We start from the raw sequence: 15,321 nt of genomic DNA, 5'->3' as shown, positions 1-15,321 counted from the left end.
ATTTTTTTCAAATTATTCCCACTCAATAGTTGCAGGTGGTTTTGAACTGATATCGTAAGCTACACGGTTAATTCCTTTCACCTCATTGATAATTCTATTCGAAACTAATTCTAAGAATTCATAAGGTAATTTAGACCAAGTTGCTGTCATAAAATCAATTGTATTGGCAGAACGAACAACTGCTGTATATTCGTAAGTACGTTCATCTCCCATAACTCCAACAGATTTCACTGGTAATAAAACTACGAAAGCTTGAGAAACTTCGTCGTATAAATTGTGCGCATAAAGCTCGTCAATAAAAATTTGATCTGCTTCTTGTAAAATACGTACTTTTTCTTTGTCTACTTCTCCTAAAACACGAATTCCTAAACCTGGTCCTGGGAAAGGATGGCGGTAAACTAATTCGCGCGGAATTCCTAATTCTACTCCAACTTTACGAACCTCATCTTTGAATAATTCACGTAAAGGTTCTAATAATTGAAGTTTCATATCTTCTGGCAATCCACCAACATTGTGATGAGATTTTATTGTTGAAGAAGGTCCTTTTACAGATTGAGATTCAATCACATCTGGATAAATAGTTCCTTGCGCTAAGAAAGCTGCATCTTCAAATTTGTTTGATTCTTCATCAAAAACAGCAACGAAATCTTTTCCGATAGATTTACGTTTTGCTTCTGGTTCGTCAATTCCTTTCAAGTTTGTTAAGAAACGTTCTGAAGCATCAACCATTTTGATGTTCATATTGAAGTGTTTTCCGTAATTTTCCATTACTTTTTTCCCTTCATCTTTTCTCAATAAACCAGTATCAACAAAAATACATGTTAATTGATCTCCAATGGCACGATGAATTAAAACTGCAGCAACAGAAGAATCAACTCCTCCAGAAAGTCCTAAAATTACTTTTTTATCTCCAACAACTTCCTTGATACGAGCAATTTCAGTTTCGATAAAGTCTTTTAAAACCCAATTCTTTTCAGCTTTACAAATACCGAAAACAAAGTTTTCTAACATTGTTGATCCAAATTCTGAATGCGTAACTTCAGGATGAAATTGAACAGCAAAAATCTTTTTATCTTCATTTGCGATTGCCGCAATATCAATATTAGATTTTCCTGAAATAGTAAATCCGTTTGGTACGGTCATCACTTCGTCGAAGTGACTCATCCAAACTGTCGATTTCTCTGGAACACCTTCAAATAAACTATTTTGTGCTAAAACTGTTAATTCTGATTTTCCGTATTCTCCTTTTTCTCCTTTTTTTACTTCACCTCCCAATAAATGAGAAATCAATTGCATTCCATAACAAATTCCTAAAACAGGAACTCCTATTTCGAATAATTCTTTTTCTACCAAAGCTGCTTCATCTCCAAAAACTGAAGATGGACCTCCTGATAAAATAATTCCTTTTGGATTGTGTTTTTTGATTTCTTCGATCGAAGTGTTGTAGGGAATAATTTCAGTATAAACTCCAAATTCTCGAATTCGGCGAGCAATTAACTGATTGTATTGCGAGCCAAAATCTAAAATAATAATTCCTTGCGTCATTGTGATTGTCTTTGTGCAAAATTAAGTGAAATTCGGCGCACTCACAATTTATTCCATTCAAAATTTAATTCTTTCTACTATATTTATCTGTGATTATTTTAATTTCTTAATATTTAGATAACCTCTATAAATACTAAACAAAATAATTTTACTGACATAAAACAACTCATTATGAAAAAAATTATATTTACTGCCTTAATAACCTTTATGTTTACTAATATGGCAAATGCTCAAAAAATTATCGCTCATCGCGGTTACTGGGATACTGAAAATAATGCTCAAAATTCAATCCAATCTTTAAAATCTGCACAAGATATTGGTGCTTATGGTTCTGAATTTGACGTATTAATAACTCCTGATGATGTTTTGATGGTAAATCATGATGATCATTATAAAGGTTATACGATAGAAAAGACAAATTCTGCTGTTCTAAAAGATTTAAAATTGGCAAATAACGAGAATATGCCAACTTTAGAAGATTATTTTGCTCAGGGAAAACAGAATAAAAACGTAAAATTAATCTTTGAACTAAAACCTCATTCATCAAAAGAGAATGAAGATCGTGCTGTAAAAAAAGCAATCGAAACCATAAAAAAACATCAAATAGAACAACAAGTTGAGATTATATCTTTTAGTCAAAATATTTGTGATGAGTTTAAAAAACTCGCGCCAGAATTTCATGTTACTTATTTGAATGGCGATTTATCTCCTAAAGAAGTAAAAGCTAGAAATTGGGATGGAATTGACTACTATTATAAAGTATTTCAGAAAAATCCTAATTGGGTGAAAGAAGCAAAAGACTTAGGTTTATTAGTAAATGTTTGGACAGTTAATGATCCTAAAGTTATGCAGGAAATGATTGATTTGAAAGTAGATTATATCACAACTGATAAACCTTTGATTTTAAAAGAAATTTTGACTAAATAATTTAGTATATTTAGCAGAATAATAAATCATTTTATGTCTGAACTTAATTCGTTCGAAATCTATTCATTTACAACATTAAACCAAATTCACAAAGAATATATTTTCAACATATGGAACAACGAATACCCCATAAATCTGGCTTTTGAAAATTTTAACAATGCCGAAAATTACCTAAATAGTTTGATTGATGCAAAACACTTTTTTGCTGTTGATGAGAATAATCAAATGCGAGGTTGGGCAGTAACTTTTGAAAGAGATTATGAAAAATGGTTTGCCATAATTGTTGAGAGCGAATTGCATAAAATTGGTTTGGGAAGCAAAATTTTGAATCGATTAAAGACTTTTTCAACTGAGCTTAATGGTTGGGTTATTGACCATGAAAAAGATCGTAAAGCGAATGACGAACCTTATCGTTCTCCTTTGGACTTTTATTTGAAAAATGATTTCGATTTACTTTCTGAAACTCGTTTGGAATTGGATAAAATATCTGCGGTAAAAATTAATTGGAAAGAATTATAAAAACAAAAAAAGAGAAGTTATTGAAACTTCTCTTTTCTATTTTATTTTCCTAAAATCTTTTCTAAATCTGGGCTTCCTTGTATATTTCGCATTTGTCGCTCAATATGACTTGCTCTTCTACTAATAAAAGGCGAAGGCGGATTTACATTATATTTTCGAGGTAAAGGCAAAGCTGCTGCAATTCTAGCTGCTTCGTTTTTTGTTAAATCTTTTGCGGGCTTATTAAAATAATATTCTGAAGCTGCTTCAACTCCAAAAACACCAATTCCCATTTCAGAAGTATTCAAATACATTTCTAAAATACGTTGTTTTCCCCAAATTTTTTCGATCATAAATGTAAAATAAACTTCCAATCCTTTTCTCAACCAAGATCTGCCTTGCCACAAAAATACATTTTTTGCTACTTGTTGAGAAATCGTAGAACCCCCACGAAGTTTTTTTCCTTCTTTATTCTTTTCGATTGCTTCTTGAATTCCATCTATATCAAAACCATTATGAACAGGAAATTTTTGATCTTCGGAACCTATTACTGCTAATTTTATATTTCTTCCCATTTCATCATAAGCAATATAATCTCGCTTAAATTTTCCTTGCTCAAAACCTTGTTGAACTTGTGTAATCGTAAATGGAGGATTAATCCACTTCAAGACTACAATATATACAAGATGAATTATAAAAAGATAAAGTATAATCTTACGAATGAATTTAAACATTTTATTTCTTATAAATTATAAAGACAAAGTTATACGATTTATTGAATTTTGAAAATAAAAAAGCAATCCAAAATTGGATTGCTTTTTTAGTCAATTTTATAATTTTTTTTTAGTTCACTTTACTTAATGTACGAACTCTAATTTCTTCTAAAACATCTTCAACAGACATTCCTATATATGCACCTTCTTCTACAATTGGATACAATTGATCGTAAGACATAATGCGTGTATTATCTATACGTAAATTAACGTGCGAACGATTAAAATCTCTGTGAGATTTAACTCCTGTTGCAGAAATTAATTCAGATAAAATATGCATTGTTTTCTTATGGAAATTATACATACGAGTTGCTTTATCTTGTACATCCAATCCTTTCATCAATTCACGATCTTGTGTTGCAACACCAACTGGACATGTATTTGTATTACATTGTAAAGCTTGAATACAACCAACGGCCATCATCATAGCACGAGCAGAATAAACTAAATCAGCTCCGATTGCCATTGCACGAGCAATATGGAAAGAAGAAATAATTTTTCCAGAAGCTACAACACGAATATCTTTTTTAAGACCATATCCACGTAATGTATCAACAGCGAAAGCTAAACCATCTAATAAAGGCATTCCTAAAGAGTTTGAAAACTCTACAGGCGCGGCTCCAGTTCCTCCTTCACCTCCATCAATTGCAATATAATCTGGTTTAATTCCAGTTTTGATCATTGCTTCACAAATCTCAATAAACTCACGTTTAATCCCAATACATAATTTGAATCCAACTGGTTTACCTCCTGATAAATCTCTCAATTGCTTGATAAAATGTAACATTCCTTCTGCATCAGAGAAAGCTGAGTGAGATGGTGGAGAATCAACAGTTGTATATGGTTCTACAGCACGAATTGCTGCAATTTCTGGTGTATTTTTATTTGCTGGTAAAATTCCTCCGTGTCCTGGTTTTGCACCTTGAGAAATTTTCAACTCAATCATTTTTACATTTGGTAATGTAGCACGTTCTACATATTTATCAGGATCAAATCCTCCGTCTTTTGCACGACATCCAAAATATCCTGTCCCAATTTGCCAAATTAAATCTCCTCCTGGTTGTAAATGGTATGGAGAAATCCCTCCTTCTCCTGTATTATGAGCAAAGTTACCTAATTTAGCACCTTTATTCATTGCTAATACAGCATTTTCACTTAATGAACCGAAAGACATTGCAGAAATGTTTAACAAACTTGCTAAATAAGGTTGTTTACATTCACTTCCACCAACTTTTACACGAGGATCATCAGCATGTTTTATTTTTCCTGCGTACATAGAATGATTCAACCATTCGTAACCTGGTTCGTAAACATCTAATTGTGTTCCGAAAGGAACAGTATCTATCACGTTTTTAGAACGACGATAAACCATACTTCTCATCAAACGGTCAATTGGTTTACCTTCTGTATCCGTTTCAACAAAATATTGCATAATTTCTGGACGAATACTTTCTAATAAATAACGACCATGTCCAATTATAGGAAAGTTTCTTCTGATCGCATGTTTTGTTTGTGTGATGTCAGAAATGCCTAAAGCAATCAATGGAAGAACAATTATTAAAGACCATAAAATCCCTGGCCAAAAATAAGAAATTACTCCAATTGCAACTAGAGTAACGATAGATCCTACTACGAAAAGTTGTCTTACTTTCATAAGTAAAAATTTAAATGATTTTGATTAAAAATTTGGTGTCAAATATATCTAAAAAACTCGGTTTAACTCCTTTATTTTTGAAATAATTTCTTTTAAAATATTGATTTCAAACGATAGAGAAAACTGATTATTTCAAATAAGTTAACAATTATCTAATGTCGTAAAATAAAATGAAAAATTATTCAGTTTTCTTTAAAAGATATTCAAATTTTCGGTAGAATGTCAAAAGAATTATTGTTTATAAACTCTTGTTAAATCTAACAATTTGATTGGTCCCATCGAAAAATTCTTCACTTTTTTATTTAAAAATAACGTTGTTTGATCATAGAATAATGGTAAAATCGGAGCATTTTGCATCATCAATGCATCCATTTTTTGATAAAGTTTAGCACGTTCGTCCGGATTATTAGTCAAAAACGCTTGTTCATACATTTTATCAAACGCACTATTTTTGTAATGTGAGTAATTTGGACCTTCTGGCGCAAAGTTTTTCGAATAATATAAAGACAAAAAGTTTTCTGCATCTGGATAATCTGCTCCCCAATTTGCACGAAAAAGTGTAAATTTCCCTGTTGCTTTTCCATCACGCATGGTTGGTCCAGGAACAACATTCACTTTTATTGGCAAACCTAACTTTGCCATTTCTGCAGCAATATATTCGCAAACATCAACATATTCTTGCACAGTTGTCAACTCTATTGGTGTAATTTTTCCTTGCGATTTTTTATAGCTATTGATTAATTCGCGTGCTTTTTCAGGAGAATATTGATAACCACTTTCGGCAGAATAACCTGGTAAACCTTTTGGTATAAAACCTCCATCTGCTTCAAAAGCTTGACCTTTCATCATATATTTTATGATTTTACTTTTATCAACTCCATAATTTAACGCTTGGCGCAATTTCAAATCAACAGCATTTGGCGCATCAAGATAAAAACATAAATAAACGGTACTTAAATAAGGCACTTTTTGAATGGTTAAAATATTTGAATATTTTGAATTCAAATTTCCGATTGGATCTAAAATCTCATCTTTATAAGAAGGATCTAAATCTGCCATCATATCTAAATTTCCTTTTATTAATTCTAAAAATTCAGAATTTTTCTCTGGCAAGAAAGATAAATTAACCGCTTCCAAATAAGGTAAACGTTCTCCCTTTTCATCAAATTCAAAATATTTTGGATTTTTTCTAAAAACCATTTTTACATTATCTTCCCAAATCTTAAATTGAAAAGGTCCTGTTCCAATTGGATGTTTCAAAAATTCTTCATTACCATTTTTGAACAGTTCTTTCGGGACAACAGAAGCATATTTCATTGAAATTAATCCTAAAAATGCAGGATAAGCTTCTTTCAATTTAATCACGAAAAGTGTATCATTTATTGCTTTATACGAATCAATATTATTCATAATCCAACCGCCAGAACCGCCAGCTTTTGGATCTTTTAGTCGATTAAAACTATATTCAAAATCCGAAGCTTTTACAATTCGTGTCGAATCTTTTCCGAAGGCTTCATGTTTATGAAAAAAAACATTATTTCTCAATATAAAAGAATACGTTTTTCCATCTTCAGAAATTGTCCAAGATTTTGCAATATCAGGTTTAATTTCTAATTCATTATCAATTTTAACTAAACTATTGTACATCAAATTACATGCCCAAGTATTAGCTTGTGTTCGTGCATTAATAGGATCTAAAGAAGAAATATTATCGTAACGATTTAATTTAAATACTTTGTTTTCATCGATTTCAATTTTCTTCGAACATGAAAATATCGAAACGAATAACATGATGTAGATAAAGTATTTAGTCATTTTTAATAGTTGATTTATTTATGTTTCAAAACTATGGATAATTTCTTAAATTTGCAGCTATGAATAATCAAACTAAAACAGTTGCATTTCATACATTGGGATGTAAACTTAATTTTTCTGAAACTTCAACGATCGCGAGAAACTTGAAAGATAATGGTTATCAGAAAGTTGAGTTTACAGATTCTGCGAATGTGTACGTCATCAATACATGTTCGGTAACCGCAAATGCAGACAAAGAATGCAGAACAATTGTGAAAAATGCAATGAAAGCAAATCCAGAAGGTTTTGTTGTCGTTGTAGGTTGTTATGCGCAGTTGAAACCGCAAGAAATTGCGGAAATGGAAGGTGTTGATTTAGTTTTAGGAGCTGCAGAAAAATTTAATATTGCTGAATATTTAGACGATATCAATAAAAAAGATGAAACAATTGTACATTCTTGCGAGATTGAAGAAGCCGATTTTTACGTTGGTTCTTATTCGATCGGAGATCGTACGCGCGCTTTCTTGAAAGTGCAAGATGGTTGCGATTACAAATGTACATATTGTACAATTCCTTTAGCTCGTGGAATTTCGCGTTCAGATACAGTTGAAAATGTTATCAAAAATGCAAACGAAATTGCAGAAAAAGGAATCAGAGAAATTGTCTTAACTGGTGTAAATATTGGTGATTATGGAAAAGGTGAATTCGGGAATAAAAAACACGAACATACTTTTTTAGAATTGGTACAAGAATTGGATCAAGTTGAAGCGATAGAACGAATCAGAATTTCTTCTATTGAACCAAATTTATTGAAGAATGAAACAATAGAATTTGTTTCAAACAGCAATCGTTTTGTTCCACATTTCCATATTCCTTTACAATCTGGTAGCGATGAAATTTTGAAAAAAATGAAACGTCGTTATTTATCTAATCTTTATTTAGATCGCGTTACAAAGATTCGTGAAGTTATGCCAAATGCATGTATTGGTGTAGATGTTATCGTTGGTTTTCCAGGCGAAACAGAAGAATTGTTTATGGAAACTTATAATTTCTTGAATGAATTACCAATTAGTTATTTGCATGTTTTCACTTATTCTGAAAGAGATAATACAGAAGCAATAGAATTTGAAGGAATTGTAGAGCAAAGTGAGCGTAAACGTCGCAATAAAATGTTGAGAATTTTATCGGAGAAAAAACGTCAAGCTTTTTATCAATCTCAATTAAATTCTACTCAAAAAGTACTTTGGGAACATGATAATAAGGATGGAAAAATGTTTGGATTTACAGAAAATTATGTGAAAGTTCAGACAGATTATAACCCAGAATTGGTCAACAAAACCCAAATTGTAGATTTAACAAGAATCAATCACAATGGTATTGTTGAAGTAAAAATTAAAGAGCTAGAATTAGCAAATTAAAATTGTAAATATTAGTTAAAAAGAAGTTTGAATATTTCAAGCTTCTTTTTTTTATTTTACTTTTACATTTAGGAATAATAATTGTAGTTTTAAACAAAAAATCAAGGTCATGAAAATTATACATTTTACTTTTATAATTTTGTTGTCACTATTTGTAACAAGTTGTGGAACAGTCCAAGTAAGTACAGATTACGACAGATCAACAAACTTTTCAGGATATAAAACTTATTCTTTTCATCAAAAAGGATTAGACAAACTAAAAGTTAATGATTTGGATAAAAATAGATTAATCAAATCAATTGATGCACAAATGGCTACGAAAGGATTTACAAAAGTAAGTTCTGATGCAGATTTAGTAATCAACTTATTGACAAGTTCGAAAGAACAAATTTCTGTAAATAATAATAACTGGGGATACGGACCTTATGGTTATTATGGCGGATTTTACGGAGGGAATAGTGTTTCTTCTTATCAAGCAGGAACAATTATTGTAGATATTATTGATGACAAACGTAATATCTTAGTTTGGCAAGGCGTTGGTTCTGATTTAAATTTGAGCAATATTAGTGCAAAAGCAGAAAGGATACCTAAAGCAATTCAAGAAATTTTAGCTAAATTTCCGCCTCAACCAAAAAAATAATTTTTATAAAATAATGATATAAGCTCTTCAGTTGAAGAGCTTTTTTTATGAAATGAAGTTTGTATCGAAAAAAACTTTAATTTTGCTAAAATATATACAATAACTTATGAAAAATTTTAAAACCAATCTATTAAGTTTATTTCTATTAAGTTTATCAACTTTTTCTTTTGCTCAACTTGAATTTGGGGTAAAAGGAGGTGCTGGACTTAGTAACACAACCATTGTCCATGGTGTTTCTAAAGAAAGAATTGGATTCTTAGTTGGGGCTGTTGCTAAATATCCATTAACTACAAAAAACGAAAATCATTATTTACAAGCAGAAGTATTATATACAAATCAAGGAGAATATTCTTTATATAAAGAGGGAGGAAAAAAATATAAAGCCTTCTTAAACTATATTAATATTCCGATTATGTATAAATATTATTTTGATGATCAAGGAAAAGATTTCTTTGTGGAAGCTGGTCCTCAATTAGGTTTTAAAGTATCTGAAAAATTTGATGAAGGAGAACCTGAAAAAGAAAACAATGTTCCAAAATCATTCGATTTTGCATTTAATCTTGGTGGAGGATATTCTATTAATAGACAAATTGAGTTCAACCTTAGATATCAATATGGATTAATCGATACATATGATTTTAAAAATTGGGATAATGGAAAAAATCGTTCTTCATTTCTAACTCTAGGCATAACGTATTTCATTAAATAGATTAAAAAGAACCGCTTTATAGCGGTTTTTTTTATTTTGATAAGTTTTTAATAAAATTAGAAGGTCGAAATCCTGTATGATCTAAAAACGCATCCGAAAAAGTTTTTCTTGAATTAAAACCTGTTTCCTCAGCTAAAGCATCAATTGTATATTTTTTGAGATATGGTTCATCGACTAAACGATTCAAAAGATGATTAATTCTCAATTCATTAATATATTGATTAAAATTTTTGGACCTAGAACGGTTAATATAATTTGATACAATTGTTCGATTAGCATTCAATTCCTTAACCAAATCATTCAACGAAATTTTTGGATTTAAAAACAGTTTCTGTTCTTCAAATAATTGTAAACTTTGTTCAAAATCTTCATCTATTATAACTTCATATTTAGTTTTTTCTAATTGATTTCCTTGCGTAATTTCAGTTTCAATTATTGAAATTTCATCAAGACATTTTTGTAAATATTCTTTCTTTTTTTGATGATTTTGATTCATTTTATAAAAGAAAATTCCACTAAAAATTAAGATTGCTACTAAACAAAAAAATGAAATTCTTTTAAAGCTTTGATTTTTTTCTTTCAATAAATTTCGTTCTGTTTTCAGAAATGTATTTTCATATTTTTCGAGATTTGGTTTCAAAACAGTATGATCAGCCAAATAAAATAAACTATCAAAAGACAATAAATTATTTACAGCTAATAGTTTATCACGATTATTGCCAAACTTCTCGTTGTATTCAACTACTCGTTCATAAGAAAGTCGTAATTCTTCATCAAGAATTTTATATTGTTTCGAGAATTCCACAACATTTTTAAAATAGGCAATAGCTTCTTTATTTCTCTTTTGTTGATATAAAATTTCACCTAAAAATTGTTCCGAAATCACATACCATTTGATATCATTTTGCTTCCAAAAAACTCGTTGCGCTTTTTTCAACGTATTAAATGACGAATAATAATCTTTTTTGTAAAAATCAATAATACCTTTATTCTTTAAAGCATAGTGATAATTTGCTGTATCAACCGTTTCAGACAACTCAATTTTATTGTAATAATTGCTTTTATTCAGCCGATTTGTCTTGCTATACAAATAAGACAATTTCCCAAGAATTGAAAGATAAATACTGAAGGATTTTGACTGCTGTTTATGTTTTTCGAAATATAACAAAGAAGCTTCATACAACTCTATAGACTCCTTTATTTCATACAGATTTTCCTTTGCTTTTGCTATTCCTACAAGAGAAGAATAAAATGTAAAATCATCTTTTATTTCGGTTGATAACTGTTTCGAAATAGTAAAATTTTTCAATGCACTATTGTAATTACGTTGCTCCAAAAAATAATTTCCTTTTTCAATATAAGCTTCACCCAAAACAACTTTATCATCCAATCGATATGCTACTGAGATAGTAGAATCTATCATTCGAAGATTTTCTTCGACTAATTCATTATTTTTTTCACGCAAAAATTCAACTTTACCATTTTCTGTTTTTCCAAACATGTTTACTGAACTGAATATGAACAGAATAATTATGACAAATTTAAGAAATCTATTTCCGGAAATTATAAAGCGTAACATATTGTATTTGTTTAATTTAAATAATATTGTAAACAATTATCATTTGACACCAAGTTGATGAAAAACATTTAAAAATATAAATTAAAATTGTTCAAACAAAAATTTTACTTCTGCTAAATGTAAGTAAAACAATAATTAACACAATTTTATTATGAAATTTTTACAATTAATTCTCATTTTGATCAGCTCTTTTGCTTCTGCGCAAGCAACATATTCGATTACAGGAAATATTTCATTAGAAAATGAAGCAAAAGCAATTCACATAAAAGTTATTTTGTACGATGAATTTCAAAATGTTATTCAAACAATCGAAACTGAAAATTCAAGATTTAACTTTGAAAATTTAGATCCAAAAACTTATTCAATTTCAATTATTTACAACAATAAAATTCAAGATGAAGAACCTTTTTATTTAAATGAAAATAAAATATTTCTCTTTAATATTGATGAAGCTGTGCAAATTGATGAAGTTGTAATCAATGGAAAAAAAGAAACTTTTAAAATAGAAAATGGCAATTATAATATCGATGTCGCTAATTCAAATTTCAATAAACTTGCTACAACCAAAGAATTATTTTCAAAATTACCAAATGTCATCTTAGGCGCAGATCAAGAAACATTGACCATTATAGGAAAAGGAAATCCTTTGCTATATTTGGACGATCAGCAAGTTGATTTTTCGACCATTTCGAACTTAGCAATTGAAGACATAAAATCGATTGAGATTATCAAAAATCCTTCTGCGAAATATGAAGCAAATGGAAAGTCTGTCATAAAAATAAACCTTAAAAAAAGTAAAAAAGAAGGTTTAAAATTAACTTTACAAGAAACATTATCTTTCAAAAGGAAGTTTAATAATTATTTCAATTCGACTTTTCAAATTCGTAAAAATAAAAGCGAGTTTAAATTGAACACTTCTTATAATCAATTAAATCCGTGGGAAGGAAATGGATTTGATTATCGAGTAAAAGACAAAAATATTCAATCCAATTATTTCATAAAATCTCAAACTAAACGTCCACATTTTATTGTAAACACAAACTTTTTTCAAAAATTAAATGAAGCTGGAGATTATCTTTCATTCGCTATTCATTCGAATTTTAGAAAAGATAAAGGTTTGATCTACACCAAAACAGCATACTCAGAAAATAATGAAAATCAATCTATTTTAACATTAAATGATAATGAAAATCACCGAAATCTTGTGAATACTTTGATGAATTACAATAAAAATATTAAGTCAATTGACGCAAGTATTTTAACAGGTTTACAATACACGATTTATAATACAGGAACAACGTATGATTTTTACAATAAGATGGATGAAAATGATGTAGAATACAATCAATCGCGCTATCAAAAATATCGTCTTAAGGTTTTTGCAGGGAAATTTGATGTTGAGAAAAAGTTTGAATCAGACCAAAAAATTGAATTTGGTGGACGTTTTACGCATGCAAAATCAGAAACAACTAATCAAACGTTTTTTCCTAATGAATCATCAGAAGAATTTCTTTATAATTTCAAAGAACTGAATCTAGCAGCCTATTTACAATACACAAAAAACTATGAAAAATGGAATTATAAAGTTGGATTAAGAACAGAAACAACCAATTCTAAAGGTTTTGATGAAATAAAACAACTTTCGGATATTGATAAAAAATACATCGATTGGTTTCCGAATGCAGAAATAAATTACACTTTTGAGAATAAAAATGCACTGACAATCTATTATAAAAGGACAATTGACAGACCGAATTACAGCAATCTTTCTTCTGGGAATTTGTACGGAAGTCCTTATATCGAATATAGCGGAAATTTTGATATTCGTCCAACTTACACTAACACATTTTCGGCAAATTATTCATTGAAAAAATGGAATATGAACGTAACGTATTATCAAAGTAAAAATCCGATGAATTACACATTGATTTATGATAATGTGAGAAATGTATCAATATTTACCACGGTAAATTTTGAAAAAGAAAAAAATTTTTCAATTAGTTTGGATGTTCCTTTTGAATATAAATTTTGGTCAACACAAATTAGTTTAGCCATGATTTACAATAAAATTCTTGATTCGAAAGCTATACTCAATAAATCTGCTCCGTACATCTATTTCTATTCAAATCACAATTTCAAATTAGGAAAAGATTTCAATTTTATGGTTGATGGTTATTGGTTAAGCAAACGAACAGAAGGAATTTATGATCGAAATTCTCAAGTAATGATTAATCTTGGATTGACAAAATCATATAAAAACGTGGATTTTTCAATTCGCTTCAATGATTTATTCAAACAAATGAAGTTTAGCGAAACATTGAATTATGATAAAATTAGTTCTAAGAATTTATTTTTAGTCGATTATCAAGAATTTTCTTTAGGTATTAAATATAATTTTGGTAGACTAAATAAATCGATCTCGAAAGAGAATAAAGTAAATGAAGAAGAGAATAGGATTAGATAATTTCGATGTAAAAATAAAAAAGCCATTCTTACGAATGGCTTTCAATTTATGGATTGTTAGAATGTTTTTTGTATTACAATTCTAAAGCTCTTCTAGCATCTCCTCCCATTAATACATTTAATGGATCTTCTACCGCTTCTTTAACCGCAACTAAGAATCCTACAGATTCACGTCCGTCAATAATACGGTGATCATAAGATAAAGCAACATACATCATTGGAGCAATAACGATTTGTCCGTTTTTGACTACTGGACGCTCAACAATATTGTGCATACCTAAGATACCTGATTGAGGTGGGTTGATGATTGGAGTTGACATCATAGATCCAAATACACCACCATTAGTGATTGTAAATGTACCTCCTGTCATTTCATCAACAGAAATTTTTCCGTCACGTACTTTGATCGCTAAATCTTTAATAGATTGCTCAACACCACGGAAAGTTAAGTTTTCTGCGTTACGTACTACTGGCACCATTAAACCTTTTGGTCCTGATACAGCAACAGAAACGTCAGCAAAGTCAAACTTCACTTGGTAATCACCATCAATCATAGAGTTTACATCTGGATATAACTCTAATGCACGTGTAACAGCTTTTGTAAAGAAAGACATAAATCCTAAACCAACACCATGTTTAGCTTTGAATTCGTCTTTATATTGATTACGTAATTCAAAAATTGCAGACATATCAACTTCGTTGAATGTTGTTAACATTGCAGTTTCGTTTTTAACAGAAACTAAACGTTGTGCAATTTTACGACGTAATGAAGATAATTTTTTCTCAGACTGAGAACGGTTTCCAGAAATTGGAGCTGTTCCCATAGCTGGAGTAAAACGTACAGCATCATCTTGAGTGATACGTCCGTCACGTCCTGATCCTTTTACTTGAGAAGCATCGATACCTTTTTCATCTAAAACTTTTTTAGCAGCTGGAGATGGAGTTCCCGTAGCATAAGTCGTAGCTGGAGCAGCAGGTGCTGGTGTAGCAACTGGAGCAGCTTTTACTTCTTCTTTAACTTCCGCTTTAGGTGCTTCTGCAGCTGGTGCACTTCCTCCTTCTGGTTTAGCAGCTGATGTATCAATAAGACAAACAACTTGTCCTACTTCTACAACATCACCTTCTTCAGCTTTTAAAGTAATAATTCCACTTTCTTCTGCTGGTAATTCTAATGTTGCTTTATCTGAGTCTACCTCTGCTATTGCTTGGTCTTTTTCTACGTAATCACCGTCTTTTACTAACCACGTAGCAATCTCTACTTCTGTGATTGATTCCCCTGGTGATGGGACTTTCATTTCTAACATATCTATTAGCTTTATTT

Annotated in this window: 12 protein-coding genes; 6 read left to right on the top strand and 6 right to left on the bottom strand. The window is 30.1% G+C overall.

Annotated elements, in window-relative coordinates; genetic code table 11:
• Positions 1–12: 12 nt before the first annotated feature.
• Complete coding sequence (gene guaA, locus ACMHJW_RS10055) at positions 13–1,545, bottom strand: glutamine-hydrolyzing GMP synthase (protein WP_413533281.1); 1,533 nt, start codon at positions 1,543–1,545, stop codon at positions 13–15.
• A gap of 171 nt (positions 1,546–1,716) precedes the next feature.
• On the opposite strand from guaA, the gene ACMHJW_RS10050 reads away from it, so the two are divergent.
• On the top strand, positions 1,717–2,472 hold the full coding sequence (locus tag ACMHJW_RS10050; protein WP_413533280.1) for a glycerophosphodiester phosphodiesterase family protein: 756 nt from the start codon (positions 1,717–1,719) through the stop codon (positions 2,470–2,472).
• 33 nt (positions 2,473–2,505) lie between these two features.
• Complete coding sequence (locus tag ACMHJW_RS10045) at positions 2,506–2,991, top strand: N-acetyltransferase (RefSeq protein WP_413533279.1); 486 nt, start codon at positions 2,506–2,508, stop codon at positions 2,989–2,991.
• A 41-nt stretch (positions 2,992–3,032) separates the two neighbouring features.
• On the opposite strand, the gene mtgA is transcribed toward ACMHJW_RS10045, so the two are convergent.
• From mtgA to ACMHJW_RS10030, 3 genes are all read right to left on the bottom strand, one after another.
• A complete protein-coding gene (gene mtgA, locus ACMHJW_RS10040; protein ID WP_413533278.1) occupies positions 3,033–3,704 on the bottom strand; it encodes a monofunctional biosynthetic peptidoglycan transglycosylase in 672 nt (223 codons plus the stop codon).
• Between the two features lie 109 nt (positions 3,705–3,813).
• On the bottom strand, positions 3,814–5,397 hold the full coding sequence (locus tag ACMHJW_RS10035) for an FMN-binding glutamate synthase family protein (protein WP_413533277.1): 1,584 nt from the start codon (positions 5,395–5,397) through the stop codon (positions 3,814–3,816).
• Between the two features lie 231 nt (positions 5,398–5,628).
• Positions 5,629–7,212, bottom strand: a complete 1,584-nt coding sequence (locus ACMHJW_RS10030) for an ABC transporter substrate-binding protein (RefSeq protein WP_413533276.1) — start codon at positions 7,210–7,212, stop codon at positions 5,629–5,631.
• A gap of 59 nt (positions 7,213–7,271) precedes the next feature.
• Between ACMHJW_RS10030 and mtaB the strand changes: the two genes are divergently transcribed.
• From mtaB to ACMHJW_RS10015, 3 genes are all read left to right on the top strand, one after another.
• On the top strand, positions 7,272–8,609 hold the full coding sequence (gene mtaB / locus ACMHJW_RS10025) for a tRNA (N(6)-L-threonylcarbamoyladenosine(37)-C(2))-methylthiotransferase MtaB (RefSeq protein ID WP_413533275.1): 1,338 nt from the start codon (positions 7,272–7,274) through the stop codon (positions 8,607–8,609).
• Positions 8,610–8,718: 109 nt separating this feature from the next.
• Positions 8,719–9,249, top strand: a complete 531-nt coding sequence (locus tag ACMHJW_RS10020; protein ID WP_413533274.1) for a DUF4136 domain-containing protein — start codon at positions 8,719–8,721, stop codon at positions 9,247–9,249.
• Between the two features lie 106 nt (positions 9,250–9,355).
• A complete protein-coding gene (locus tag ACMHJW_RS10015; RefSeq protein ID WP_413533273.1) occupies positions 9,356–9,958 on the top strand; it encodes a porin family protein in 603 nt (200 codons plus the stop codon).
• Positions 9,959–9,989: 31 nt separating this feature from the next.
• Here the strand turns inward: ACMHJW_RS10015 and ACMHJW_RS10010 are convergent, their stop codons facing one another.
• On the bottom strand, positions 9,990–11,459 hold the full coding sequence (locus ACMHJW_RS10010; RefSeq protein WP_413533272.1) for a helix-turn-helix domain-containing protein: 1,470 nt from the start codon (positions 11,457–11,459) through the stop codon (positions 9,990–9,992).
• A 229-nt stretch (positions 11,460–11,688) separates the two neighbouring features.
• Between ACMHJW_RS10010 and ACMHJW_RS10005 the strand changes: the two genes are divergently transcribed.
• A complete protein-coding gene (locus tag ACMHJW_RS10005) occupies positions 11,689–14,001 on the top strand; it encodes a TonB-dependent receptor domain-containing protein (RefSeq protein ID WP_413533271.1) in 2,313 nt (770 codons plus the stop codon).
• A gap of 73 nt (positions 14,002–14,074) precedes the next feature.
• Here the strand turns inward: ACMHJW_RS10005 and odhB are convergent, their stop codons facing one another.
• Positions 14,075–15,310, bottom strand: coding sequence for a 2-oxoglutarate dehydrogenase complex dihydrolipoyllysine-residue succinyltransferase (gene odhB / locus ACMHJW_RS10000; protein WP_413533351.1), 1,236 nt, complete (start codon positions 15,308–15,310; stop codon positions 14,075–14,077).
• Positions 15,311–15,321: the final 11 nt, after the last annotated feature.

Origin of the sequence: Empedobacter brevis (assembly GCF_965118635.1) — a bacterium.
GTDB lineage: Bacteria > Bacteroidota > Bacteroidia > Flavobacteriales > Weeksellaceae > Empedobacter > Empedobacter brevis_A.
The sequence above is the reverse complement of the archived record's forward strand: the minus strand, read 5'-3'. Positions and strand labels throughout refer to the sequence as shown.